Origin of the sequence: Bradyrhizobium brasilense (assembly GCF_029714345.1) — a bacterium.
Classification (GTDB): domain Bacteria; phylum Pseudomonadota; class Alphaproteobacteria; order Rhizobiales; family Xanthobacteraceae; genus Bradyrhizobium; species Bradyrhizobium australafricanum.
This window is the reverse complement of the sequence record NZ_CP121669.1, coordinates 3,366,141-3,390,985: the sequence shown is the minus strand read 5'-3', so window position 1 is coordinate 3,390,985 and position 24,845 is coordinate 3,366,141. Positions and strand designations below refer to the sequence as shown.

Here is a 24,845-nt window from a genome sequence, read left to right as displayed (position 1 = left end):
ATTGCAGCCGAACGGTCGCGCCCGAGATCATCATCCATAAAGACCGGGGCTGTATCCTGCTTCCCATGCCAATCGTCTCGCGTCCCATCGCTGTCCTGACTGCCCTCGCGCTCGCGGCTGGCGCGCTCGGGGGATGCAGCTCCATGAACCAGAAGCTCTCGGCCGGCATGGCCGATACCATTCCATCCTGGGCCGGCGGCCTGCCGGCGGATGCGCCGCCGCGACCGGGCACCCCCGAATACGACAAGTTCATGCAGGATCGGGAACGCAAGCGGCTGATGCCCGCGGCCCAGCGCGGCGACGACGCGAAGCCGGCAACGGCACCGCAGGACGCGCCCCACTGAGCGTATGGTCGGCCGGCCGCAGAGCCCGCATCGCCTTGTGCGGGCCGAGCGAAGCGCGGATCAGTCCACGAACACCACGGTCTTGCGTCCGTTGAGGATGACGCGATCGGCGAGATGGTAGCGGATCGCGCGCGCCAGCACCCGGCGCTCGATGTCGCGCCCCTTGCGCACAAGATCCTCAGGCGTGTCGCGATGGCTGATACGCTCGACGTCCTGGTCGATGATCGGCCCCTCGTCGAGATCGCTGGTGACGTAATGCGCCGTGGCGCCGATCAGCTTGACGCCGCGCTCATGGGCCTGGTGGTAGGGCCTCGCGCCCTTGAAGCCCGGCAGGAAGGAATGATGGATGTTGATGCAGCGGCCCGACAGCCGCGCCGACATCTCGTCCGACAGGATCTGCATGTAGCGGGCCAGCACCACGAGATCGGTCTTGGTGTCCTGGGCCAGCTTCCACACCGCGTCTTCCTGCTGCCGCTTGGTCTCCCTGGTCACCGGCAGATGATGGAACGGGATATCGCCGAAATCGAGCGAGCCATAGGTCTCGCGCGGATGGTTGGAGACAACAGCGGTCGGGATCATTTCGAGCTCGCCGGTGCGCCAGCGGTAAAGGATGTCGACCAGGCAGTGATCGGACTTCGACACCAATAGCATCACCCGGCGGCGGCTGGCGCGATCGCGCATCTGCCATTCCATGCCGAAACGTTCGGCGATCGCCGCAAAGCCGGTCTGCAGCGCCGCGAGCTCGACCGCGAGGTCGGCCGCGGTGAACACCACGCGCATGAAGAACTTGCCGGTTTCGACGTCATCGAACTGCTGGGCGTCCAGGATGTTCTGGCCGTTATGGGCAAGAAACGTCGAGACCGCCGAGACGATCCCCGGGCGGTCCGGACAGGACAGGGTCAAAACGAATTGATGGTCGGGCATGCCAATTGACCAAAGCTTGAGCAGATTGGTGGAACGGTCATTTTCGGCCCTCGTCTACACCGCAGGCGGCCTTGCGCCAATCCCGGCGCGGGGGTCAAATCGAACAAATGACGACAATGTTGTTAGGGACCATCATGGCTGAACGGCTGAACGGCTACCGCATCCTGATCCTCGAGACGCGCGAGGAGGCGCAGTTTTCCCGCCTGCTCGCCGAGCAGGGTGCCGACGTGCTGCAATGCCCGATGTTCACCATCCACGATGCGCCTGATGCGGCGCCGATCGAGGGCTGGATTCGCCGCGCCATCGAACGGCCGCTCGACGACCTCGTGCTGATGACTGGCGAAGGCCTGCGCCGGCTGATGAAGGTCGTGCACCGGATCGGCGTCGAGCAGGAGTTCGTCGATGGCCTCGCCAAGGCGCGCAAATTCGCCCGTGGCCCCAAACCCGGCCGGGCACTGCGCGAGATCGGCCTGGAACCGCAAATGACGACCGAGAAGCCGACGTCGGAAGGCGTCGCCGAGATGCTGTCGAAGCTCGACCTGACCGGCCATCGGCTCGGCCTGCAGCTCTATCCGGACAAGGATCACGCCACCCTGATCGGCGCGATCAAGGCACAGGGCGCCGAGGTCGATGCGGTGCTGCCCTATGTCTATGATGCGCAGGCCGCCGACGCCAACATCGTCACCGCGATCGAGGAGATGGCGCGCGGCCGCATCGACGCGATCGCGCTCACGAGTTCGGGACAGGTTCGCCGCCTGCTCGAGGTGGCGCAGGCGCATCGATGCGAGGCGCAATTGCGCGAAGGCCTGCAACAGACGCCGATCGCCTCGGTCGGGCCCGTGGTGTCGGACGAATTGAAAACCTATGGCCTATCCACCGACATCTACCCGGCGAACGATGCGTTCTTCATGAAGCCGCTGATCTCGGCCATGGCGACGGCGCTGTCGAAGGCGCCGCCGCGCGCGGCGGCGCGAAGCTAATCCACCTTGGCGCCGGCGAACTTGACCACCTTGCCCCACTTCTCGGTCTCGTCAGCCACCAGCCTGCCGAAGTCAGCAGCCGAGCCCGGCAGCATGATCGCGCCGATCTCGGTAAAGCGCGCCTTGGCTTTGGGATCGGCGAGGATTTCATTGACGGCCCTGTTGAGCCTGTCGACGATTTCAGGCGGCGTGTTCTTCGGCGCCGCGAGACCGTACCAGGCGCTGGCCTCGTAACCCGGCAGGAAGTCGGCGACCGGCGGCAGGTCCGGAAGCACGTCCGAACGGGTCGTGCTGGTGACCGCAAGTCCGCGCAGCTTGCCGGATTTGACGTGCTCGGCGCAGGTCGGAAGATTATCGAACATCACCTGCATCACGCCGGACAGCATATCGGTGAGCGCCGGCGCGCCGCCCCGATAGGGCACGTGCTGCATGTTGATGCCGGTCAGCATCTTGAACAGTTCGCCCGACATGTGGATCGTCGAACCGTTGCCTGAGGACGCCATGTTGAGCTTGCCAGGATTGGCCTTTGCATAGGCGATCAATTCGGGAATCGACTTGATCGGCAGCGAGGGGTGCACCACCACGACGTTGGGAAAGCGAATGATGCCCGCTATCGGCTCCATCTCGCGCATGAAATCGAACGGCAGCTTCTGGTAGAGCGTCGCGTTGATCGCATTGGCCGGCGCGACCAGCAGCAGCGTGTAGCCGTCGGGCGCCGCGCGCAGCGCCTGCTCGGTGGCGATGTTGGTCCCGCCGCCCGGCCGGTTCTCGACAATGAAGGATTGCCCGAGCTTTTCCGACAGCCACTGCCCCATCAGGCGCGCCGTCAGGTCCGCCGAACCGCCGGGGGTATAGCCGATCACGAGGCGAACCGGCCGCGCCGGATAGGCCTCGGCAATCGCTTTTCCAAATGTGAGCGGAAGCGCCGCCGTAGCGGCTGCAAGTTGCAGGAACTCGCGGCGTAGAACCTTCATGATGTCTCCTCCGACGCACTGGCGGCTCTTGCGGCACGCTTGGGCACGCGCATCCTAGCCGCGCGGCGTCGCCAAGCCGACAGATATTCTCAGTCGGAGGGCGGGAGGTTTACCGCGTCACTTCGTCTCGCGCAGATAGGCCTGGTACGCGAGGGCGATGCCATCCTCGAGCGAGGTGGTGGCGCGCCACCCGAGCCTCGCCAGCCGACCAACGTCGAGCAGCTTGCGCGGCGTGCCGTCCGGGCGCGATGTGTCGAAGCTGATCTCGCCGCGATAGCCGACAGCGGCCGCGACGACGCGCGCGAACTCGGCAATGGTGATGTCCTCGCCGGTGCCGATATTGACCAGTTCGGGCGAGGAATAGGTCTTCATCAGATGAACGCAGGCGTCGGCGAGATCGTCGACATAGAGGAATTCGCGGCGCGGCGTGCCGGTGCCCCACACCGCGACGTTGCCGGCGCCCGAAACCTTGGCCTCGTGGAAGCGGCGGATCAGCGCGGCGACGACGTGGCTGTATTCGGGGTGATAATTGTCGCCGGGGCCGTAGAGATTGGTCGGCATCACGCTGATGAAATCGGCGCCGTACTGGCTGCGATAGGCCTCGGCCATCTTGATGCCGGCGATCTTGGCGATGGCATAGGGCTCGTTGGTCGGCTCCAGCGGGCCGGTCAGCATCGAATCCTCGCGCAGCGGCTGCGGCGCCAGGCGCGGATAGATGCAGGAGGAGCCGAAGAACATCAGCTTCTCGCAGCCATTGGCGTGGGCCGCCTCGATCACATTGCTCGAGATCGCCAGATTGTCGTAGAGGAATTCCGCCCGCAGCGTGTTGTTGGCGACGATGCCGCCGACCTTGGCGGCAGCGAGGAATACAGCCTGCGGCCGCTTCGCGGCAAACCACGCGTTGACCGCGGTTTGGTCGCGCAAATCGACCTCGCTGCGCGACACCGTCAGGAGATCGGCCTCCTCACGCGCCAGCCTGCGCATCAGCGCCGAGCCGACCATGCCGCGATGGCCGGCAACGAAGACCGTCTTGCCCTTCAGCTCAAACGCCGTGCTTGCCATTGGCCGCGTCCTGCCTGGCCTCGACGAGATCGCTGGCGACCATTTCCTTCACCAGCTGCGCGAACGGCGTCTTCGGCGTCCAGCCGAGCTTGGCGCGCGCCTTGCTGGCGTCGCCGATCAGAAGATCGACCTCGGTCGGGCGGAAATAGGTCGGATCGATCTGCACCAGGGTGTTGCCGGACGCCTTGTCGACACCGACCTCCTCGACGCCCTTGCCGCGCCATTCGATGCTGCGGCCGACCTCGGCAAACGCGAGCTCGACGAACTCGCGGACCGACCGCGTCTCGCCGGTCGCGAGCACGAAGTCACCGGGCTCGTCCACCTGCAGGATCCTGTGCATGCCCTCGACATAGTCGCGGGCGTGGCCCCAGTCGCGCTTGGCGTCGAGATTGCCGAGATAGAGCTTGTTCTCGAGGCCGACCTCGATGCGGGCGACGGCGCGGGTGATCTTGCGCGTCACGAAGGTCTCGCCGCGGATCGGGCTCTCATGGTTGAACAGGATGCCGTTGCTGGCGAACATGCCATAGGCCTCACGGTAGTTCACCGTGATCCAGTAGCCGTAGAGCTTGGCGACGCCATAGGGCGAGCGCGGATAGAACGGCGTGGTTTCCTTCTGCGGCACCTCCTGCACGAGCCCGTAAAGCTCCGAGGTCGAAGCCTGGTAGAACCGCGTTTCCTTTTCCATGCCGAGGATGCGAATCGCCTCCAAGAGCCGTAGCACGCCGATCGCGTCGGCGTTGGCGGTGTATTCCGGGCTCTCGAAACTGACCTGGACGTGGCTCTGGGCGGCGAGGTTATAGATCTCGGTCGGCCGGATCTGCTGCACCAGGCGGATCAGATTGGTCGAATCCGTCATGTCGCCATAGTGCATCAGGAACGGCACGTTGCCGGCGTGCGGATCCTGGTAGAGATGGTCGACGCGCGCGGTGTTGAACGAGGACGACCGGCGCTTGATCCCGTGCACGGTGTAGCCGAGACCGAGCAGATATTCGGCGAGATACGCGCCGTCCTGCCCGGTCACGCCGGTGATCAGCGCAACGCGCCGCTTTGAGTCCTGAGCCGCCGAATCCTTAACCGCCATGTCATCTCCAGAGAGCGCGAAAACCGCGCGATCCCGACGAGGCCGGTCTGTAGCATCCAGCCTGCCCCAAGTCTAATGGCTTAATCGTTTGAAATCAGGACTTTAGGCCTGCGAAAACGGCTCAATGCGCCCGGAACCAGTCACTCGCCATAGTGGCGCAGCCGGTCGAGGTTGAGGATGGTCACCCCGCCATATTCGAGCCGCAACAGTCCTTCCCGCTCGAGCCGCTTCAGGCACTGGTTGGCATTCTGCCGGGAGATTCCCGACAGCGCCCCGATCTCCTCCTGGGTGATCTCGAGGTGCAGCGTCAGGTCGGGATAGAGAATCGGATTGAACAGCGAGGCGATCGAGCGCGCCAGCCGTGCCGTGGCGTCCAGCGTGCGGCCATATTCGAGCAGCGCGATGAACTGGCCGAGCCGCTCATTGAGCGAGCCGACCAGGAATCGGTTGAAGCCGACGCTGTTCTCGAACAACCAGACGAAGGTCCGGCGATCCATCATCGCCAGTCGCGTGTCGCGCAGCGCGACCACATCGTAGCGCCGGGGCTCATTCTTGAGCACGGTCCCCTCGCCGAACCAGGCGCCTGCGGTGAGGCCCGCGAAACTCGCCGCCTTGCCGCCGCGCGAGACGATGCCCATGCGCGCCAGCCCGGTGACGATGCCGGTCCAGTACTGGAAGTTGTCGCCGCGCATGAAGATGAATTCGTTGGCGCGATAGGATTTCTCGGAAATGCCGGCGCGTGCGATTTCGATTTCTTGCTCGCTCAGTTCGCGCGACCAGGCCGCGATGCGCCTCAGGTAATCAGCAGCAATCATTCTAGCGACGGCGTCCTACCCCAAGAGACTGCAACGATATTGCACCGCAGCAACGCCGTGCGCGAAGCCAGGGACCCGAGGCCTGGAATGCCAGCGAAAATTCCTGACCAAATGTCGGGCACATGACAATTCAACCTATCGCTTTCTCGTATTCAGAGCCACCTCGCGTAACGTCGCGCAGCTCCTCGATGGATCGCTGAAGGCAGACGACGCGAGGGACGGGCTTGCAGGCGGGTGCGGCGTTACCGCGCATGACGCAGGCGATCGGGGCGAGCGATCTCCCGAACGCCGGCATCATTAGTCGGATGGTCTCCCTTCGGCGGCCCATGTAAGATCGAAGAGTAAGATCGAAGCGAAGATAAAGAGCGCGCCAAAGCGCCCGTATCTGGAGGGAACAGGGTGGCTAATAGTCTCGAGGTGCGCGGAGTCTCACTGCGCTTTGGCGGCGTCCGCGCGCTGACCGAAGTGAGCTTCGGCGTCAACGAGGGCGAGCTGTTCTCCATCATCGGCCCGAACGGCGCCGGCAAGACCTCGATCGTCAATTGTATCTCCGGCCGCTACCGGCCGACCGAAGGCCAGCTGTTCTATCGCGGCCAGGACATTACCGGCCTCAACCCGAACGCGCGGCCCCGGCTCGGCATCGGCCGGACCTTCCAGAATCTCGCGCTGTTCCACCATATGAGCGTGCTCGACAACATCATGGTCGGCCGCCATCACCTCCTGAAGAACAACTTCATCACGGGATCGCTGTACTGGCTGACCGGCGCGCGCCGCGAGGAGCTGGAGCACCGCCGCAAGGTCGAGGAGATCATCGACTTCCTCGATCTGCAATCGGTGCGCAAGGCGACCGCCGGCACCCTGCCCTACGGCCTGCGCAAGCGCGTCGAGCTCGCCCGCGCGATGGCGCTCGAGCCGCAACTCATCCTGCTCGACGAGCCGATGGCCGGCATGAACTTCGAAGAGAAGGAAGACATGGCGCGCTACATCGTCGATCTCAACGAAGAGTTCGGCATGACGGTGATGATGATCGAGCACGACATGGGCGTCGTGATGGACATCTCCCACCGCGTCATGGTGCTCGACTTCGGCCGCAAGATCGCCGAGGGCGATCCGGCCACCGTGCTCGCCGATCCCCATGTCAAGCGCGCCTATCTCGGCGAAGAGGACGAGGCGCTGGTCGATCCCGACGACAAGCCGGCGGTGCGGGAGAGCGCCGCATGATGGACTATGCCGGTCGCGCCGCGCAGGCCGACACCTTTCCCAAGATGCTGCGCCTGAACGCGAAGGAGCACGGCCAAGAGATCGCGCTGCGCGAGAAGGATTTCGGGCTGTGGCGCGAATTCACCTGGAACGACTACCAGACCCGCACCCATGATTTCGCGCTCGGCATGGTCGAGCTCGGCCTTGGCCGCGGCGACGTGATCGGCATCATCGGCGACAACCGGCCGGACTGGGTCGCCGCCGAGATCGCGGCCCACGCGATCGGTGCGATGAGCCTCGGCCTTTACCGCGACGTGCTGGACGAGGAAGCCGCCTATCTCCTGACCTATGGCGAGGCCAAGCTGGTCTTCGCCGAGGACGAGGAACAGGTCGACAAGATGCTCGGCCTTGCCGATCGCGTGCCCCACCTCAAGCACATCGTCTATTCCGACCCGCGCGGCATGCGCAAATACGACGATCCGCGATTGATGGAGGCGAGCAAGCTCGTTGCGCTGGGCCGCGATCGCGCCGCGCGCGAGCCTGGGCTCTACGAGAGGCTGGTCGACGCCACTGATGGCGAGGACGTCGCGATCCTCTGCACCACGTCGGGCACGACGGCCAACCCGAAGCTTGCGATGCTCTCGGCCGGGCGCGTGCTGCGGCACTGCGCGACCTATCTCGCCTTCGATCCGAAGGGGCCGGACGACGAATATGTTTCGGTGCTGCCGCTGCCCTGGATCATGGAACAGATCTACGCGCTGGGCAAAGGGCTGCTCTCCCGGATGAAGGTCAACTTCGTCGAAGAGCCCGACACCATGATGCACGACTTCCGCGAGATCGCGCCGACCTTCGTGCTGTTCGCGCCGCGGGTCTGGGAATCGATCGCGGCCGACGTCCGCGCCGGGGTGATGGACGCCTCGCCGTTCAAGCAGCGGCTCTATGACCTCGGCATGAAGACCGGCCTTGCGGCGCTCGCCGAGGGCAAGCGCTCGATGTTCGCCGACCAGCTCCTGTTCCGCGCGCTGCGCGACCGGCTCGGCTTCACGCGGCTGCGCTCGGCGGCGACCGGCGGCGCGGCGCTCGGGCCGGATACCTTCAAGTTTTTCCAGGCGATGGGCGTGCCGCTGCGCACGCTGTACGGCCAGACCGAGCTGCTCGGCGCCTACACGCTGCATCCCGAAGGCAAGGTCGATCCCGACACCACCGGCGTGCCGATGGCCAACAACATCGAGATCCGCATCGACAATGCCGACGTCAACGGCGTCGGCGAGATCGTGGTGCGGCATCCCAACATGTTCCACGGCTATTACAAGAACCCCGAAGCCTCGGTCGCCGACATCAAGGACGGCTGGATGCATTCGGGCGATGCCGGCTACTACAACGACAACGGGCAGCTCGTGGTGATCGACCGCATCAAGGATCTCGCCGAGACCTCGCGCGGCGAGCGCTTCTCGCCGCAATACATCGAGAACAAGCTGAAGTTCTCGCCCTATGTCGCCGAAGCAGTCGTGCTCGGCGCCGGCCGCGACGCGCTCGCCGCGATGATCTGCATCCGCTACTCGATCATCTCGAAATGGGCGGAGAAGAACCGGATCTCGTTCACGACCTACACCGACCTGTCCTCGCGGCCCGAAGTCTATGCGCTGCTGAAGAAAGAGGTCGAGACGGTCAATGCCACCCTGCCGCCGGCGCAGCGCATCTCGCGCTTTCTGCTGCTCTACAAGGAGCTCGATGCCGATGACGGCGAGCTGACCCGTACCCGAAAAGTCCGCCGCGGCGTCATCAACGAGAAATACGCCGACATCATCGATGCGATCTACCGCGGCAAGGCCAGCATCCCCGTCGACACCGTGATCCGCTTCCAGGACGGCTCGACCCAGCGCGTCCGCACCACGCTCGAGGTCGTCGACCTCGGCCGCGCCGTGCTCGCGGAGGCCGCGGAATGAGATCGTCGACAACAGCATGCCCGATCGTCATGCGCGGGCTTGACCCGCGCATCCATCCTCTTCGCGAGGACGGTCTTGCGCGATGGATCGCCGGGTCGAGCCCGGCAATGACGACCCACAAATTCGGCGAGACCCCATGAACACCCAGTTCCTGATCCAGCTGATCGTCAACGGCCTCGTGGTCGGCACGCTGTACGGCGTGGTCGCGATGTCGTTCGTGCTGATCTACAAGGCGACGCAGGTCGTGAACTTCGCGCAGGGCGAATTGCTGCTGGTCGGCGCCTGGGTGTGCTGGGCGCTGCTGACGAAGTATCAGGTGCCGTTCTGGGTCGGCATGCCGATCACGCTGGTCTTCATGTTCATCTTCGGCATCGCGATCCAGGTCGTGATCCTGCGTCCGATGATCGGCGAGCCGATCATCTCCGTGATCATGGTGACGATCGGCCTGTCGACGGTGTTCCAGGCCGCGCTGAAGTGGATATTCGGCGTCAACCCGCAACCGTTCCCGCGCGTGTTCCAGAGCCAGTCGGTCAGCCTGTTCGGGCTGCAGATCCAGACCGTCTATGTCATGAGCCTCGTGGTCTCGCTCGCCATGATGGTCGGCATGGCCTGGTTCTTCCGCGCCTCCAAATATGGCCTTGCGATGCGCGCCACCGCCTTCAACCAGCAGGTCGCGCAGTCGCTCGGCATTTCCGTCAAGAACGTGTTCGCGATGGCGTGGGCGATCTCGGCCACGGTCTCGGCGGTCGCCGGTGTCGTGGTCGCGGTGGTCAACGGCGTGTCGTCCGGCCTCTCCGCCTACGGCATCAAGGTGTTTCCGGCCGCGATCCTTGGCGGGCTCGACTCGGTCGGCGGCGCCGTGCTCGGCGGCATCATCATCGGGCTGTTGGAAAACGTCGCCCAGTATGTCGACAGCCAGTACCTGCACTGGGGCAATCTCTACGAGATCGCGCCGTTCTACGTCCTGATCATCATTCTGATGATCAAGCCGTACGGCCTGTTCGGCACCAAGGATATTGAGCGGGTCTGATCAATGGCGACAAGCACACTCATCCCCTCGGGCGATTTCCGCACCAGCTATGCGGCCGACACCACGATCTTCCCGACCGCGACCAGCCGCAATTTCGCGATCCTCGGCATCGCTCTCGCCTGCTTCGCGCCGATGCTGCTATCCAACTACCTGCTCTCGATCGCGATCCAGATCGGCATCTTCGCGATCGCGGCCCTCGGCCTCAACGTCCTGGTCGGCTTCACCGGCCAGATCTCGATCGGCCACGCCGCGTTCTTCCTGTTCGGCGCGTTCACCTCGGCCTACATCTCCAACAACGCGCCGATCCCGGTGTTCTTCGCCATCCCCCTCGCCGGCGTCGTCACGGCGCTGGTCGGCCTGATCTTCGGCGTGCCGGCGGCGCGGCTGAAGGGGCTCTATCTCGTGATCGCGACGCTCGCCGCGCAGTACATCCTGCTCGACTTCTTCTCGCGCGCCGAATGGTTCTCGGGCGGCTCGGTGCCGGCCAGCGCCAATCCGTTCTCGATTTTCGGCTACACCCTGCGCGGCGACCGGCAGTATTTCTACGTCGTGCTCGCCTACATGGTGATCAGCTATTTGCTGGTCACCAATCTGATGCGCACCCGCGACGGCCGCGCGCTGGTCGCGATCCGCGATCACTATCTCTCCGCCGAGATCATGGGCATCAACCTCACCAAGTACCGGACGCTGTCGTTCGGGCTTGCCGCCTTCTTTGCCGGCATCGCCGGCGCGCTCTACGCGCACTATCAGCTCGTGGTCTCGCAGGAAGGCTTTGGCATCGAGCGCTCGGTGCTGTTCCTCGCCATGGTCATCATCGGCGGCACCGGCTCGGTGATGGGCACGCTGATGGGCACGGCCTTCGTGGTGCTGCTGCCGGAATCGATGGAATGGCTGAGCGCCTGGCTGAAGGGCGGCGCCATCGACAAGGCGCTGCAGCTCAACAACAACATCACCTTCCTGCGCGAGATCGCGATCGGCCTGATCATCATCGGCTTCTTGATGTTCGAGCCGGACGGCCTCGCGCATCGCTGGCGGCAGATCAAGGCTTACTGGAAGCTCTACCCGTTCTCGCATTGACGCAAGGCACGGAACGCAACTCAAAATTCGGTTCAACGAATAAGCAGGAGGAAAGCAAAAATGACGATTAGATCCCTTTTGAGCTCGGTCTCCGTTGCGCTGCTGATCAGCAGCGCGGCCGCCACCGCGCAGGCGCAGATCGCCATCGGCCATCTGCAGGACCTCTCGGGCGGCACGTCCGACGTCGGTACCCCCTATGGCCAGGGCGTCGCGGACACCTTCGCCTGGGTCAACAAGAACGGCGGCATCGGCGGCAAGCAGCTCAATGTCGACAGCAACGACTATGGCTACCAGGTGCCGCGCGCCATCGCGCTGTACAAGAAATGGTCGGCGCCCGACGGCAAGGTCGCGGCGATCATGGGCTGGGGCACTGCGGATACCGAGGCCCTGACCGGCTTCCTGGCGCAGGACAAGATTCCGGACATCTCCGGCTCCTACGCCGCGGCGCTGACCGATCCGGAAGGCACCAGCGGCAAGGCCAAGCCCGCGCCGTACAATTTCTTCTACGGCCCGAGCTATTCGGACTCGATGCGCGCGATGCTGACCTGGGCTGCCGAGGACTGGAAGGCCAAGGGCAAGCCCGGCAAGCCGAAATTCGTCCACATGGGCGCCAACCATCCGTATCCGAACGCACCGAAGGCGGCCGGTGAAGCGCTCGCGACCGAGCTCGGCTTCGAGGTCCTGCCGCCGCTGGTGTTCGCGCTCTCCCCCGGTGACTACTCGGCGCAGTGTCTCAGTCTGAAGAGCTCAGGCGCAAATTATGCCTATCTCGGCAACACGGCGGCCTCCAACATCTCGGTGCTGAAGGCCTGCAAGACCGCCGGCGTCGATGTCCAGTTCCTCGGCAATGTCTGGGGCATGGACGAGAACGCGGCGAAGACTGCCGGCGACGCAGCCGACGGCGTCATCTTCCCGCTCCGCACGGCGGTGAGCTGGGGCGGCAACGCGCCCGGCATGAAGACGGTGATGGAAATCTCCAAGATGTCCGATCCGTCCGGCAAGGTCTATCGGCCCGTGCACTACATCGCCGCGGTCTGCAGCGCGCTCTATCTGAAGGAAGCGCTCGACTGGGCCGCCAAGAACGGCGGCGCCACCGGCGAGAACGTCGCCAAGGGCTTCTACCAGAAGAAGGATTGGGTGCCGGCCGGCATGGACGGCGTCTGCAATCCGTCGACCTGGACCGAGAAGGATCACCGCCCGACCACGAAGGTCGACCTGTATCGCTCAAAGATCTCGGGCGCGACCGACGGCGACATCAACGACCTGATGGGCAAGGGCACGATCAAGCTCGAGAAGGTGAAGACCGTCGACCTGCCGCGCAAGCCGGAATGGTTTGGGTGGTGAGGCGGCAGCCGATCACGTCCACACATCGTCATGCGCGGGCTAGGCCCGCGCATCCATCAAGCGAAGACGTATTCCGATCGATGGAATGCCGGATCAAAGGCGAGCGGAAGCGACGCCGTCCTTCGGACGGCTATGCCCGGCAATGACGTCGAAGGGTAACACAGGCCATGAACGAAACCCTCGAAGCCACCCGCCCGGGGCCGACGGCAGTCCCGCCGCCGCCGCTGCTCAGCGTCAACAACATCGAGGTCGTCTATGACGACGTCATCCTGGTGCTGCGCGGCCTCAGCCTCGAGGTGCCGAAGGGCGCGATCGTGGCGCTGCTCGGCGCCAACGGCGCCGGCAAGTCGACCACGCTGAAGGCGATTTCCGGCCTGCTCAAGACCGAGGACGGCGAGGTCACCCGTGGCGAGATCCTGTTCGAGGGCCAGCGCATCAACGGCATCGATCCGGACAAGATCGTCCGCCGCGGCATCTTCCAGGTCATGGAAGGCCGCCGCATCGTCGCCGACATGACGTCGCTGGAGAACCTGCGGCTCGGCGCCTTCACCCGGCGCGACGGCGAGGTCTCCGATGACATCGACATGGTGTTCAAGTATTTCCCACGCCTGAAGGAGCGCACCGGCCTCGCCGGCTATCTCTCCGGCGGCGAGCAGCAGATGCTCGCGATCGGCCGCGCGCTGATGGCGCGCCCGAAGATGATCTTGATGGACGAGCCGTCGATGGGGCTGTCGCCGCTGCTCGTCAAGGAAGTGTTCGCGATCATCAAGGAGATCAACCGCGATCTCGGCGTCACGATCCTCCTGGTCGAGCAGAATGCGCGCGCCGCGCTCTCGGTCGCGAGCCACGGCTACATCATGGAACAGGGCAAGGTCGTGCTCGACGGCTCCGCCGACGAGCTGCGCGACAACGAGGACGTCAAGGAATTCTACCTCGGCGGCGCCGGCGACCAGCGCAAGAGCTTCAAGAACCTGAAGAGCTTCAAGCGGCGCAAGCGCTGGCTGTGAGGATAGCGAGGGTTTTCGGGCGGAGTTGCGTGTGCAGAAACGCGTCAGACCAGGAAGGCGGTTCTATCCGAGCACTTGCTCGGCTTCAGTGACCGCGCAGAGCACATGATAGAACGACGACGCCGGGATCGTGTCGACCAGCGAATTGCCCTCGCGGTCGAACTGGTCGTACCAGCCGCCGGCCACGGCATGGCCAAGATAGTGCCGCTCGAGCAGCACCAGCGCCGCACGCGCCTCGTCCGTCGCGCCGGCTTCGCCCGACTCGGCCTGCGCGATCCAGGCCTTCGCCAGCTCGCTCTGCGGCCACAGCCGGCGTGTGTGGCGGCGGATGTTGCCCTCGGCGTCGCCCTCGTCGACCAGGCAGCCGGTGGCCGCGTCGCGATAGCGCAGCGCCGACGCCAGCAGCTCGCCGCGCGGTCGCCCGGTCGGACAGCCGGTGATCCGCTCGAATCCCTTCAGCAGCCAGACCCATTCCGCGAGGTGGCCGGGCTCGACGCTGACCGGCGGGATCTTCGACCAGTCCTCCTCGAAATATTCGCCGAGGGTGCGCGTCTGCTTGTCGTAGAGGTTGGCCAGGAACAGCGCGAAGAAATCGCCGGCGCGGTTCTGGAACGACAAATCGTGGGTCGCGTCGAAGCAGGCGATCATCGCCTCGAACAGATGCATCTGCGGGTTCTGCCGGCGCGGCATCGAGGGCGGCAGGCCCTCGTGGAAGCCGCCATGGGGCGAGCGCAGCTGGGTATCGAGGAACGACAGCAGCGCGTCGATCTCGGCGCGGATCTGGGCGTCCTGGTCGAGGCCGTAGGCGGTCGCGAGCGCGAGCAGCACGAAGGCGTGGCCGTAGGTGTCGCGCAGCGGATCGTGCACGCCGCCCTCCGCGGTCAGGCTGTAGACGAAGCCGGGCCGGCCGTCCGGCGCCTTGGCCTTGGCCAGCAGGTAGTCCAGCCCCTTAAGCGCGACCGCGCGTCCTTCCGGGTACCAGCCCAGCTGGGCCGCCTTGGCGTAGCAATAAATCTGGCGCGCCTGCACCATGATCCGGCGCGGGGCGGCGCGGTCGGCTGTCCCGTCCTTGTGCAGCCGGTCGACAAAGCCGCCGGCGCTGCTGTCCCAGCCTGCGGTCGACCACAGCGGCAGGGCCTCGCCAATGATGCGGCGCTTCAGCCTCGCGACGACGTCGGCGGCCCCGTCCGCCGCAACGCTCTCTGCCTCAGCCATCGTGCTCCCTGGAACCGTCCCAATGTCAGCGGTCACCGTCTGATAGCACGGGCGGACCGGCACGCAACCCGCGCACATCCTCTCAAGGACCTGCCATGACCGACCATTACGACGCCCTTGAAACGCGCGATCCGGCCCAGCGCGAGGCCGCGTTGTTCGCCCGGCTGCCTGAGATGCTGTGCAAGGCGATGGCAGCGCCCGCCTATGCCGACCTGTTGAGGGGTACCGATCCCGCCTCCATCACCAGCCGGGAGGCGCTGGCGGGGCTGCCGGTGCTGCGCAAGTCGGAACTGCCGGCCCTGCACAAGGCCGCCCCGCCGTTCGGCGGCTTCGTGGCCGACAGGCCCGGCTCGTTCGCCCGGCTCTTCACCTCGCCCGGACCGATCTTCGAGCCCGAGGGCCGCCAGGCGGATCCCTGGCGCGGCGCCCGGGCGCTGTTTGCGGCGGGCTTTCGCGAGGGGGATGTGGTGCTGAACACCTTCAGCTATCACCTCACCCCCGGTGGCTTCATTTTCGACGCCTCGGCGCGGGCGCTCGGCTGTGCGGTGATCCCGGCGGGCCCCGGCAACACCGAGCAGCAATTCGAGCTGATCGAGGCCTATCGCCCGGTCGGCTATAGCGGCACCCCGGACTTCCTGAAGATCCTGCTCGACGCCGCCGCCACCGCCGGCCGCGACGTATCCTCGATCAAGCGCGCGCTGGTCTCAGGCGCGGCATTTCCGAAGTCGCTGCAGGAGGAGATGAAGTCGCGCGGCGTCGAGGCCTACCAAGCCTTCGGCACCGCCGATCTCGGCCTGATCGCGTTCGAGACGGCGGCGCGCGAGGGGATGACGGTCAACGAGGACCTGATCCTGGAGATCGTCAAGCCCGGCACCGGCGATCCGGTTGCGCCGGGTGACGTCGGCGAGATCGTGGTGACCTCGCTCGATCCGCACCACCCCTGGATTCGCCTCGCGCTCGGCGACCTGACCGCCGCCCTGCCCGGCGCGAGCCGGTGCGGACGCACCAACATGCGAATCAAGGGCTGGATGGGCCGCGCTGACCAGACCACCAAGGTGAAGGGGATGTTCGTGCGCCCCGAGCAGATCGCGGAGATCGGCAAGCGGCATCCCGAGCTTGGACGGCTTCGCCTCGTCGTCACACGCGCCGGCGAGGCCGACGCGATGACGCTGCGGGCCGAATGCGCCTCGGCACCGGATGCCCTGCAGGGCGAGGTCGCGGCAACGCTGCGTGCCGTGACAAAGCTCGGCGGCACCGTCGAGCTGGTCGGCCCGGGCTCGCTGCCGAACGACGGCAAGGTGATTGCGGACGAGCGATAGGCCTTGAGATCACCCGGCGTTTGACCCGTCCGGATTTGTCGCGCGCGGCGTTGTGAACTATTGAGCTAGCTCGTGCCCCGTGGAGACGGACGGATCATCACCTCATGAGCAGCGCTTCCGGAGATCAGCCGCGAAGGCCGGCCGTGTTCTTCGATCGGGACGGCGTCCTGAACCAGGACATCGGTTACCTGTTCGAAAGCCACAGGGTGGTCTGGATCGACGGCGCGCGCGAGGCGGTCAAGGCCGTCAACGACATGGGGTATTTTGCGTTCGTCGTGACCAACCAGTCAGGCGTCGCAAGGGGTCTCTACGAGGAGACACACGTCCGGCAGCTTCACGACTGGATGGCGGATGAGCTCGGCAGGATCGGCGCGCATATCGACGCCTTTGAATACTGCCCGTTCCATCCTGAAGGGACCGTTGAACGATATCGGCAGGTCAGCCACCGGCGCAAACCGTCGCCGGGCATGATTAATGATCTGCTGGAACGCTTTCCGGTCGACGTCGAACGCAGCTTTCTGGTCGGCGATCAGCCGACGGATCTCGAGGCGGCACGTGCGGCCGGGCTGAAGGGCTACCTGTTCTCAGGCTCCAATCTGGAACAGTTCCTGAGGCCTCTGCTGCTCGGGAGCTGACGACCACAGCGTCAGGCACGAGGCCGCGATCGCGATCAGAACTTCCGGATCAGCTCGATCACCTCGTCCTGCTGCCGGCGCGTGATCTCGGCGAACATCGGCAGCGAGAGAATCCGGCCCTGATCGCGATGCGCGTTGGGGAACTGCTCCGGCCGGTGATCGAACCGCGTATAGGCCGGCAGGAATGGCAGCGCGGTGGGATAGTTGATGGCGGTCTGCACGCCATTCGCGTTGAGATGGGCGGCGAGCGCGGCGCGGCGCGGATGCCTGATCGTGTAGAGGTGATAGACGTGGCTGCGCGCCGGCGCGACCTCGGGCACCACGACATCCTCGATCTGGTTGAGGCCGACATCATAGACCTCGGCCGCCGTCTGCCGGGCCTGGGTCCAGGCGGCAAGATGCGGCAGCTTGGCGGAGAGGATCGCCGCCTGCATGCCGTCGAGCCGGCTGTTGATGCCTTCGATGTGGTGCTGGTGCTTCACCAGTCCACCGTGGCGCGCCAGCATGGCCATCTGCTCGGCGAGCGCCGCGTCGTTGGTGACGACCGCGCCGGCATCTCCCATCGCGCCGAGATTCTTGCCGGGATAGAATGAATAGGTCGCGGCCTCGCCGAAGGTGCCGACCATACGGCCCTTGTAGCGCGCGAGATGGGCCTGGGCGCAATCCTCGATCACCCACAGCTTGTGTTTCCGCGCGATCGCCATGATCGCGTCCATGTCCGCGGGCTGGCCATAGAGATGCACCGGGATGATGCCGACCGTCCGCGGCGTGATCGCGGCCTCGATGGCCGCCGGATCGATCGTGAACGTCGCCTCGTCGGTGTCGCAGAACACGACGGTGGCACCGGAATGGGTGATCATCGCCGCGGTCGATATCCAGGAATGCGCCGTCGTGATCACCTCGTCGCCCGGCTTCACCTTCAGCGCCCGCATGGCGAGGTAAAGCGCGTCGGTGCCGTTGGCGCAGGACACGCAATGAGCGACCTCGGCCGCCGCCGCAAATTCGCGTTCGAAGGCGTCGACATAGCTGCCGCGAATGAAGGCGTTGTCGCCGATCACGCCGGCGATCGCAGCGTCGATCTCGCCCTTGATGGACTGGTATTGCAGTTGCAGGTCGGCATACGGCACCGCCATCGATATTCCCCTATTGCCCTATTGGCTCGTCAGCAGCCGGCGCGCCGGATTGCCGGCATAGGTGCCCGGCGTCGTGATGTCCTTGGTCACCACCGATCCGGCGCCGATGACGACGTCGTCGACGATCCTGACCGGCATGATCGTCGCGTTGGAGCCGATCGACACCCGGTTGCCGATCACCGTCTCGCGCCACAGCTCCTTGCGTCCACGCGCCGGGCCGCCGGTGGAGAACGTGTCGTTGACGAACATCACACCGTGACCGATGAAACAGTCCTCGCCGATGGTGACGAGCTCGCAGACGAAGGCATGCGACTGCACGCGGGTGCGCGCGCCGACGATCACGCCCTTCTGGATTTCGGTGAAGGGGCCGACGAAGCAGTCGTCGCCGAGCTTGCAGCCATAGAGGTTGCACGGCTCGACGATCTTGACGCGTTCGCCGAACGCGACATCACGCACGCTCGCCTGATGCACCTCCGGCCGGTTCACGAAACGACGCCCAGCCGGCTCAGCCGTGGCGTGAAGCGCAGCGCGACTTCCTCGCCGGTCTCGATCGACTCATAGAGGGCCGAGATCAACTCCAGGCTCTTGCGGCCCTCGAGCCCGTCGACCAGCGCGGCGCGCTGGTTCTCGAGGCAATCGACCACATGGTGATAATAGGCCTGATGGCCGAAGCCGTAGACGTTGGGCGGGTTGACCGAGAACTTCTCCACGACGTCCTTGTCGGACGGCAGCTCGTCGACAAACCGCCAGTGCCGGATCTGGTTGACCGCGAAGCCCGAAATCTCGACGGTGCCCTTTTCGCCCAGGATCGAGAGCGAGCCCTCGAGATCGGTCGGGCGCGCCGCGGTGGTCGCCTCGATGATCCCGAGCGCGCCGTTGCGGAACTTCAGCGTTGCGACGGCCGTATCCTCGGTTTCGATATTGGCCAGCGCCGTTGCCGCGCGCGCATGCACGCTCACCACGTCGCCGAAGAACCACTCCAGCATGTCGACATGGTGGCTCGCCTGATTGGTCAGCACGCCGCCGTCATAGGCCCAGGTGCCGCGCCAATCGTCCTGGTCGTAATAGGCCTGGTCGCGGCACCAGCGCACCCGGACCGTCCCCAGGATGAGCTTGCCGAAGCGGCCGGCGTCGAGCGCCTCGCGCGCCTTGACCACCGGCACGTTGAAGCGGTTCTGCTTGACGATGAACATCTTGACGCCGGCCTGGTCGCAGGCCCGGATCATGTCGTCGGCGTCCTGCAGCCGCAGCGCCATGGGCTTCTCGACCACGGTGTGCTTGCCGGCCTTGGCGCAGGCGATCACATGCGCGGGATGCAGCCCGCTCGGCGTCAGCACGGCGACGGCATCGATGTCCTTCCGCGCCAGGAATTCGTCCATGTCGTAATGGGCCGCAACACCGAACTTCCCGGCAACCGCATCGGCGCGTGCGCGGATCGGATCGCAGACCGCGACCAGGCTCGCTCCCTCGATGTGATTGCCACCCAGGAGATCGGAGTGGCGCTTGGCGATACGCCCGCATCCGAGCAGGCCAAATCTGATCATGCAACAGGCCCTGTCTTGTCTCGTGGCCGGCCATTGCAGCCTGCCGAAGAGCCGAGGGAACAAGCGGCCTTGCGAGCCGCGCGACAACGTCCATTACCCAGAAAACTCGGGGTAAGGCAAGGCCATGCACCAGTCAGGCGGCGCGGCCTCGGCGCGCTTGGCCTTTGTGAGCATGGCAAAAGTCCTTGCGACAAGCATCGCCGGGTAACGGCGATCCGATCAGGGACAACCGCTCCCCTACCCCCCGGAGCAACAAGCGGCATTTGCGTTATTAACCAGGAATAATAGGATGAAGGACCAGCATAGTTCTTGTCGTCTTATCGGCGTCGTGCCATGCCCCTGGCTCAAAGGGCGGCATCGGTTGGCGATCGCAGGTTAGTCTGCCGAATACGATGACTATCCACGAGACGGTCCCAAACGCGCAGCCCAAGACGGCGGTAGGTGAGAATGAACGATCGCGTTATTCAGCTGGAGGCCGGTTTCGGATGGCGCCAGGCCAAGCTTGCCCTGCTTGCCTATGCCCACGTCGTGGTTTGCTGCATCTCGCTGTACTGCATCACGATCATCGATTCCTTCCCGGGTGTCATCGCCTTCGACAAGGCACACCTGGCATCCGCAATCGTCAACGTATTGGCGTTCAGTCCCGTCGTCATCCTGTTCGCGATCGGTCGCTTCAGCTTTGGCTATCTCGTCGGCTTCTACTTCTACATCATGGTCCTGGGGTATCTCTGGCTGATCGAATTTTCGGTGCTCGATTACGATCATCGCCTGGCGCTCGCCTCGATCGTGCTTTCGGCGCTCGCATTCCTCGCCCCCGTGCTGTTCATCACCGCGCCGGTACGGCAGGCTGTCGTCATGCCGGCGCGCGCCTTTCACATGATGCCTTCCGTCATCCTGATTGCCTCAGTCGCGATCATCGGCATCGGGTCTCTCTACAACCTCAAGCTGGTCGATCTCGCCGAGATCTACAAATATCGAGCGGAGCTCGCGTTGCCGGGCGTCCTGCGATATGCGGTCTGGATCGTCTCGAACGCGCTGTTGCCGTTCGCCTTTGCCTGCTTCGTCGCCAGCAAGCGGATCTGGCAGGCAGGAGCCGCTCTGCTTCTGATGCTGATGTTCTACCCGATCATGCTGACCAAGATGGCGCTGTTTGCTCCGGTCTGGCTGCTGTTTCTCGCGCTGATCTGCAAGCTGGCTGAGGCCAGGGTCACGACGATCCTGTCGTTTTTCCTGCCGATCCTGATCGGCACTATCCTGTTCTTCCTGGTCAAGGCCGAGGTGCTGCCAATCAAGCCCGCATTGGTTTATTTCGGCACCGTCAACACCAGGATGGTTGCGATCCCGTCGCTCGCCCTTGAAGTCTACAACAACTACTTCTCGGCGCACCCGCTGACCCATTTCTGCCAGATCAACGCGTTGAAGCTCGTGGTTGCCTGCGCCTATGATGAGCCAATATGGGCCGTCATGGCCAAGGCCTACGATCTCGGCGCCTTTAATGCTTCGCTGTTCGCCACCGAAGGCGTCGCTTCGGTCGGCCTCGTACTCGCCCCGGTATCCGCGCTGGGCTGCGGCCTGATCATTGCTCTCGGCAATCGCCTGTCGTCCGGATTGCCGTCGCAATTCGTGCTGCTCTCCGCGGGGCTGCTCCCCCAGGTCCTCCTCAATGTGCCGCTTTCGACCGCCCTGCTGACGAACGGCACCGGTCTGCTGTTCCTGCTCTGGTACATTACGCCGCGGTCAGCATTCGGCCAGACGGCAGCGTCGACGACCGCTATGAGCGAACATTTGCAAGCGGCAAGTGCCGGCTAGCGCGCCGCTCGGGGCGCAATCGAAGCGGCGCACATTGTCCTCAGTGAGCGCCACACTCGACAGGTCGAACGAATGCGCCTGCATCTTTTGGGAACGGGGAGACTTGCGGATCACCGTAAGTGACCTACCGCCGATCAGGGCCGAGGCTTAGGGCGAAACAAACCGGCAGCAACGAAGCACAGGTTGAGCGTACTGCTAGCGGCTCAAATGAATTGGTCCGACACACTTGAACGTATTGGAGCCACGTTAAGAAGAGCCAACGCGGTCAGCACCCGTACTGGTCGCACCAAGCCTTACCGATGAACGGTGTAAGCTTGCGGGCCGCTTCAGTAAACCGTCGGTCCTTCGTGATGATCGCTGCTTCCTGCAACATGGCCCACATTGGCCAACGATAGCCATCCGGCATGGATCCGCCATACATCGAAAACCGCAAGTCTCCATTTGCAGTCGTATAGAGGTCCAGCTGCATGGCCAGACTCGCCAAATATCGAAAGGAAACCCTTAGCATCTCGGAATCTCCCAAGAGGCGGGACGCATTGTAGATTGCAATCGAAGCGGCAAGTTCTCCGTCGAGCACGCGAACATTTGGCGTAGGTGGAGTTGGGTATACGTACTCCGCCGGAAGCTTGAACCCTGAGACATCATATTCGGAGCCGCCAGATGATATTGGCGTTTTAATGAAGCTGAAGGCCTCGCCTGCGAGAGTTTTGTATTCATCCTTTCCGGTCAGCCGGTAAAGAAGAGCACACACACTCAGGATCTGACCATTCGCAAACGCGGAATACCAGGGCGGGCTCAGTTTAATTCCCCAGTTCATGGTCCATTCGAAGTTGTATGGCCAAGCGAAGACGCCGGGCGCAACCTCTCTCTTTGCGGAACTGATATAATGCTTGGCGAAGATCTCGGCTGAGGCGATCGCGTCGGCCTTTTGCTCTGGCGCTATCCCGTCCGATAGAGCAGTGAAGAGCATTCCGCGTACCGATGAGGCAGCGAACAACGGGTGAACTCCGCCAGGCTGTCCGCCGGAAAGTTGAGTGGCATAGTCTTCTGGACGAGCGAGCAGACTAACAAACTTCTCGAACTGTTTCCGATCATGACTGACGGTTTGTTCGTAAAGCCTTATGCCATCAAACTCTACCGACGCATGCCTGTAAAACTGAGACCGATCAGAAGCAGCCAACAACGCGGAGTTTGCGGGCTCTGTCTCCCCGACAAGAGTTTCCAATGGAAGGTAACACTCCGGCTTGTCCTTCGATTTGACCTTAACGAAGAGCGCGCCAACCCCGAAATCGTACAAAGTGTCATCGACCAGCTCAAGCTCACTACCAGGGAACACACCGTAAAGGCCGGCCGATCCGTCAAATGTCTGCCAGGCGAGAATCTGCCTGCCGTTCTCGATCGAGGGGAACCACATCATGTCTGGTTGGTAGGTCGAGAAGATATTCTTAACGTAGCGCACTCGCAAGCCGGCCCTCATAGCGAAGTAAGGTCGCAGGAATTGCGCGTTCTTGTGTTCGACGAGAGCTGGAATGCCGAGATAGGGAGACGATTCAGTCGTCGTCGACTGCATTGGCTCAGCCTTGGCGGCGCCTCCAATGATGAAGATTGCCGTGAACAATGCGGCGCTCGCTCTAGTCATTTGAATTCCTCAAGTCGCACAAGGTGTAGACCTCCCGGGGGAAGGTCATGCCAACAACTCACATCCAAGATCGGCAATCCATGACCGCTCCCGACGCGCCATGACCGCCCCACACGCTTCCAATCTGCCTGCGATTCGAAGACGCGCTTGTGAAGGCGTGGCTGGGCGGCTGTGCTCGCGCACCAGCATCGCAAGCCCTCCATTCCCTTGCGGAAGTTGACCGGCTTGATGGCTACCGTCACCCAAACTGCTCCGGACGGGAAGGGCCGATCACCTCGTCGCCTTCAGCGCCTGGACGACGGCAGCGATCATCGCAGCGTCCGCGCCACGACCGGCCCGGTTGCTCATGCTATTAGGCGGCTCTCGGCTCGATCACCAAAACAGCCGGCGCCCGCTCGCGTTTACGCGCGAACCACGTTGTCGGCCGACTGAATGAATTTGCCGCGACAATCGACAATCAGCGGTGCCTGTGCCCGGATCAACTCATAGTCAAACTTATCGTGATCAGTTGCGAGCAGGACGCAATCGAAACGCCGCAGGTTGTCGGCAGTCAGCGCTACGCTCGACAGGTCGAACGAATGCGCGCGCATTTTCGGGAATGAAGCCACGTGCGGGTCGCTATACGCCACCTTGGCGCCGAGATCCCGAAGCCTCTCCATGAGCAACACGGATGGTGACTCGCGAACATCATCGACATTCTTCTTGTATGCAATCCCCAGTACAAGCACCGAACTGCCGTTGATCGACTTGTTGCGCTGGTTGAGCGCAAGCGAGAGTTTCGAAACCACATAGTCCGGCATCGACGAATTGATCTCACCGGCAAGCTCGATGAAGCGCGTGTGCATACCGAATTCGCGCGCTTTCCAGGTGAGGTAGAACGGATCGATCGGAATGCAGTGACCACCAATTCCCGGGCCGGGATAATAGGGCACGAATCCGAACGGCTTGGTTGCTGCGGCGCGGATCACTTCGTGAATGTCGATGCCCATCCGGTCGGCGACCATCTTCATCTCGTTGACGAGGCCGATGTTGACCGAACGGTGGATATTCTCCAGGAGCTTCGTGAGTTCGGCGGCCTGAGTCGAGCTCACCGGGACAACCTTGTCGATCACCTGCCGATAGAGCGCGATGCCCGCCTCGAGGCACGCCGGCGTACAGCCGCCGCAGACCTTCGGAATGGATCGCGTCGTGAAGTTTTGATTGCCGGGATCTTCGCGCTCCGGTGAAAAGACCAGAAATACGTCGCTTCCTGCCTTTAGCCCACGGCTCTCGACGCGCGGCCTCAGTTCCTCTTCAGTCGTTCCGGGGTAGGTTGTGCTCTCAAGCGATATGATCATGCCTTGGTGCAGATGGGGCAGCAACGACTCCGTCGTGCTCAGCACGAAGCTAAGATCGGGTTCGCGATACTTATTGAGTGGAGTAGGAACGCAAAGAATCAGCGCGTCCACTTCCTTGGCTCTGGAAAAATCCGTTGTTGCTTCAAAGCCACGCTCGTTTGCAGCCTTCACGCTCGAAGCCGGAATATGCTCGATGTAGGAATGGCCGGCTTGAAGCTGATCAACCTTGCGTTGGTCGATGTCGAAGCCGATGACCTGGTAGCCAACCTCGCAATAGCGGAGCAACAGCGGAAGGCCGACATAGCCCAAACCAACGATGCCAATCTTCGCCGTTTTACGGTCGAGCTTCTCGATCAGGTCGGAGTTCATTGTTGAGACTCGTGAGCCGGGTATAGCGGCATTTTCGGATTAATGGATGGCAGAAAAGGAC

At 63.7% G+C, this 24,845-nt stretch carries 22 protein-coding genes; 11 read left to right on the top strand and 11 right to left on the bottom strand.

Annotated features, from left to right (window positions below; all coding sequences use genetic code 11):
- Positions 1 to 65 precede the first annotated feature (65 nt).
- Positions 66 to 344 (top strand): hypothetical protein, encoded by a 279-nt coding sequence (locus tag QA635_RS15715; protein ID WP_283071656.1) that lies wholly within the window; start codon positions 66 to 68, stop codon positions 342 to 344.
- Between the two features lie 60 nt (positions 345 to 404).
- On the opposite strand, the gene purU is transcribed toward QA635_RS15715, so the two are convergent.
- Positions 405 to 1,268 carry a formyltetrahydrofolate deformylase gene (gene purU / locus QA635_RS15710; protein ID WP_283070173.1) on the bottom strand — a complete coding sequence of 288 codons (864 nt, stop codon included), beginning with the start codon at positions 1,266 to 1,268 and terminating at the stop codon, positions 405 to 407.
- Positions 1,269 to 1,402: 134 nt separating this feature from the next.
- Between purU and QA635_RS15705 the strand changes: the two genes are divergently transcribed.
- Complete coding sequence (locus tag QA635_RS15705) at positions 1,403 to 2,248, top strand: uroporphyrinogen-III synthase (protein WP_283070172.1); 846 nt, start codon at positions 1,403 to 1,405, stop codon at positions 2,246 to 2,248.
- On the opposite strand, the gene QA635_RS15700 is transcribed toward QA635_RS15705, so the two are convergent.
- The 4 genes from QA635_RS15700 to QA635_RS15685 all read right to left on the bottom strand — a co-directional run bounded on the left by QA635_RS15700 (position 2,245) and on the right by QA635_RS15685 (position 6,180).
- Positions 2,245 to 3,222: a tripartite tricarboxylate transporter substrate binding protein gene (locus tag QA635_RS15700; RefSeq protein ID WP_283070171.1), complete on the bottom strand. Its 978-nt coding sequence runs from the start codon at positions 3,220 to 3,222 to the stop codon at positions 2,245 to 2,247. The genes QA635_RS15705 and QA635_RS15700 overlap by 4 nt on opposite strands.
- 117 nt (positions 3,223 to 3,339) lie before the next feature.
- Positions 3,340 to 4,284 carry a GDP-L-fucose synthase gene (gene fcl / locus QA635_RS15695; protein ID WP_283070169.1) on the bottom strand — a complete coding sequence of 315 codons (945 nt, stop codon included), beginning with the start codon at positions 4,282 to 4,284 and terminating at the stop codon, positions 3,340 to 3,342.
- Positions 4,265 to 5,365, bottom strand: a complete 1,101-nt coding sequence (gene gmd, locus QA635_RS15690) for a GDP-mannose 4,6-dehydratase (protein ID WP_038380771.1) — start codon at positions 5,363 to 5,365, stop codon at positions 4,265 to 4,267. The genes fcl and gmd overlap by 20 nt, the downstream gene beginning before the upstream one ends.
- 140 nt (positions 5,366 to 5,505) lie before the next feature.
- A complete protein-coding gene (locus tag QA635_RS15685; RefSeq protein ID WP_028343069.1) occupies positions 5,506 to 6,180 on the bottom strand; it encodes a Crp/Fnr family transcriptional regulator in 675 nt (224 codons plus the stop codon).
- 399 nt (positions 6,181 to 6,579) lie between these two features.
- Between QA635_RS15685 and QA635_RS15680 the strand changes: the two genes are divergently transcribed.
- The 6 genes from QA635_RS15680 (at position 6,580) to QA635_RS15655 (ending at position 13,784) form a co-directional block, all read left to right on the top strand.
- Complete coding sequence (locus tag QA635_RS15680) at positions 6,580 to 7,401, top strand: ABC transporter ATP-binding protein (RefSeq protein ID WP_028338338.1); 822 nt, start codon at positions 6,580 to 6,582, stop codon at positions 7,399 to 7,401.
- Positions 7,398 to 9,326 carry a long-chain fatty acid--CoA ligase gene (locus QA635_RS15675; RefSeq protein WP_283070160.1) on the top strand — a complete coding sequence of 643 codons (1,929 nt, stop codon included), beginning with the start codon at positions 7,398 to 7,400 and terminating at the stop codon, positions 9,324 to 9,326. Before QA635_RS15680 ends, QA635_RS15675 begins: the two co-directional genes overlap by 4 nt.
- Before the next feature lie 136 nt (positions 9,327 to 9,462).
- A complete protein-coding gene (locus QA635_RS15670; protein ID WP_028343071.1) occupies positions 9,463 to 10,356 on the top strand; it encodes a branched-chain amino acid ABC transporter permease in 894 nt (297 codons plus the stop codon).
- Positions 10,357 to 10,359: 3 nt separating this feature from the next.
- On the top strand, positions 10,360 to 11,433 hold the full coding sequence (locus QA635_RS15665; RefSeq protein WP_038380775.1) for a branched-chain amino acid ABC transporter permease: 1,074 nt from the start codon (positions 10,360 to 10,362) through the stop codon (positions 11,431 to 11,433).
- Positions 11,434 to 11,493: 60 nt separating this feature from the next.
- The gene (locus QA635_RS15660) at positions 11,494 to 12,777 is read left to right on the top strand and encodes an ABC transporter substrate-binding protein (protein WP_283070154.1); all 1,284 of its coding nucleotides are present in this window, start codon (positions 11,494 to 11,496) and stop codon (positions 12,775 to 12,777) included.
- Between the two features lie 167 nt (positions 12,778 to 12,944).
- Complete coding sequence (locus QA635_RS15655; RefSeq protein WP_038380790.1) at positions 12,945 to 13,784, top strand: ABC transporter ATP-binding protein; 840 nt, start codon at positions 12,945 to 12,947, stop codon at positions 13,782 to 13,784.
- 63 nt (positions 13,785 to 13,847) lie between these two features.
- Here the strand turns inward: QA635_RS15655 and QA635_RS15650 are convergent, their stop codons facing one another.
- Positions 13,848 to 14,999: an AGE family epimerase/isomerase gene (locus QA635_RS15650; protein ID WP_283070152.1), complete on the bottom strand. Its 1,152-nt coding sequence runs from the start codon at positions 14,997 to 14,999 to the stop codon at positions 13,848 to 13,850.
- A gap of 95 nt (positions 15,000 to 15,094) precedes the next feature.
- On the opposite strand from QA635_RS15650, the gene QA635_RS15645 reads away from it, so the two are divergent.
- A complete protein-coding gene (locus tag QA635_RS15645; RefSeq protein WP_283070150.1) occupies positions 15,095 to 16,318 on the top strand; it encodes a phenylacetate--CoA ligase family protein in 1,224 nt (407 codons plus the stop codon).
- 104 nt (positions 16,319 to 16,422) lie between these two features.
- The gene (locus QA635_RS15640) at positions 16,423 to 16,953 is read left to right on the top strand and encodes an HAD family hydrolase (protein ID WP_283070148.1); all 531 of its coding nucleotides are present in this window, start codon (positions 16,423 to 16,425) and stop codon (positions 16,951 to 16,953) included.
- A 35-nt stretch (positions 16,954 to 16,988) separates the two neighbouring features.
- On the opposite strand, the gene QA635_RS15635 is transcribed toward QA635_RS15640, so the two are convergent.
- The 3 genes from QA635_RS15635 to QA635_RS15625 are packed head-to-tail and all read right to left on the bottom strand — an operon-like array spanning position 16,989 to position 19,630.
- The gene (locus QA635_RS15635; protein ID WP_283070146.1) at positions 16,989 to 18,086 is read right to left on the bottom strand and encodes a DegT/DnrJ/EryC1/StrS family aminotransferase; all 1,098 of its coding nucleotides are present in this window, start codon (positions 18,084 to 18,086) and stop codon (positions 16,989 to 16,991) included.
- Between the two features lie 18 nt (positions 18,087 to 18,104).
- On the bottom strand, positions 18,105 to 18,572 hold the full coding sequence (locus tag QA635_RS15630; RefSeq protein WP_283070140.1) for an acyltransferase: 468 nt from the start codon (positions 18,570 to 18,572) through the stop codon (positions 18,105 to 18,107).
- Positions 18,569 to 19,630, bottom strand: coding sequence for a Gfo/Idh/MocA family protein (locus QA635_RS15625; protein WP_050383792.1), 1,062 nt, complete (start codon positions 19,628 to 19,630; stop codon positions 18,569 to 18,571). The genes QA635_RS15630 and QA635_RS15625 overlap by 4 nt, the downstream gene beginning before the upstream one ends.
- A 447-nt stretch (positions 19,631 to 20,077) precedes the next feature.
- Between QA635_RS15625 and QA635_RS15620 the strand changes: the two genes are divergently transcribed.
- Positions 20,078 to 21,439: a hypothetical protein gene (locus QA635_RS15620; protein ID WP_283070137.1), complete on the top strand. Its 1,362-nt coding sequence runs from the start codon at positions 20,078 to 20,080 to the stop codon at positions 21,437 to 21,439.
- A 265-nt stretch (positions 21,440 to 21,704) separates the two neighbouring features.
- Here QA635_RS15620 and QA635_RS15615 read toward each other — a convergent pair whose 3' ends face one another.
- Positions 21,705 to 23,078, bottom strand: a complete 1,374-nt coding sequence (locus QA635_RS15615; protein WP_283070135.1) for a D-glucuronyl C5-epimerase family protein — start codon at positions 23,076 to 23,078, stop codon at positions 21,705 to 21,707.
- A 401-nt stretch (positions 23,079 to 23,479) separates the two neighbouring features.
- Positions 23,480 to 24,784, bottom strand: coding sequence for a nucleotide sugar dehydrogenase (locus QA635_RS15610; RefSeq protein WP_229190130.1), 1,305 nt, complete (start codon positions 24,782 to 24,784; stop codon positions 23,480 to 23,482).
- Positions 24,785 to 24,845: the final 61 nt, after the last annotated feature.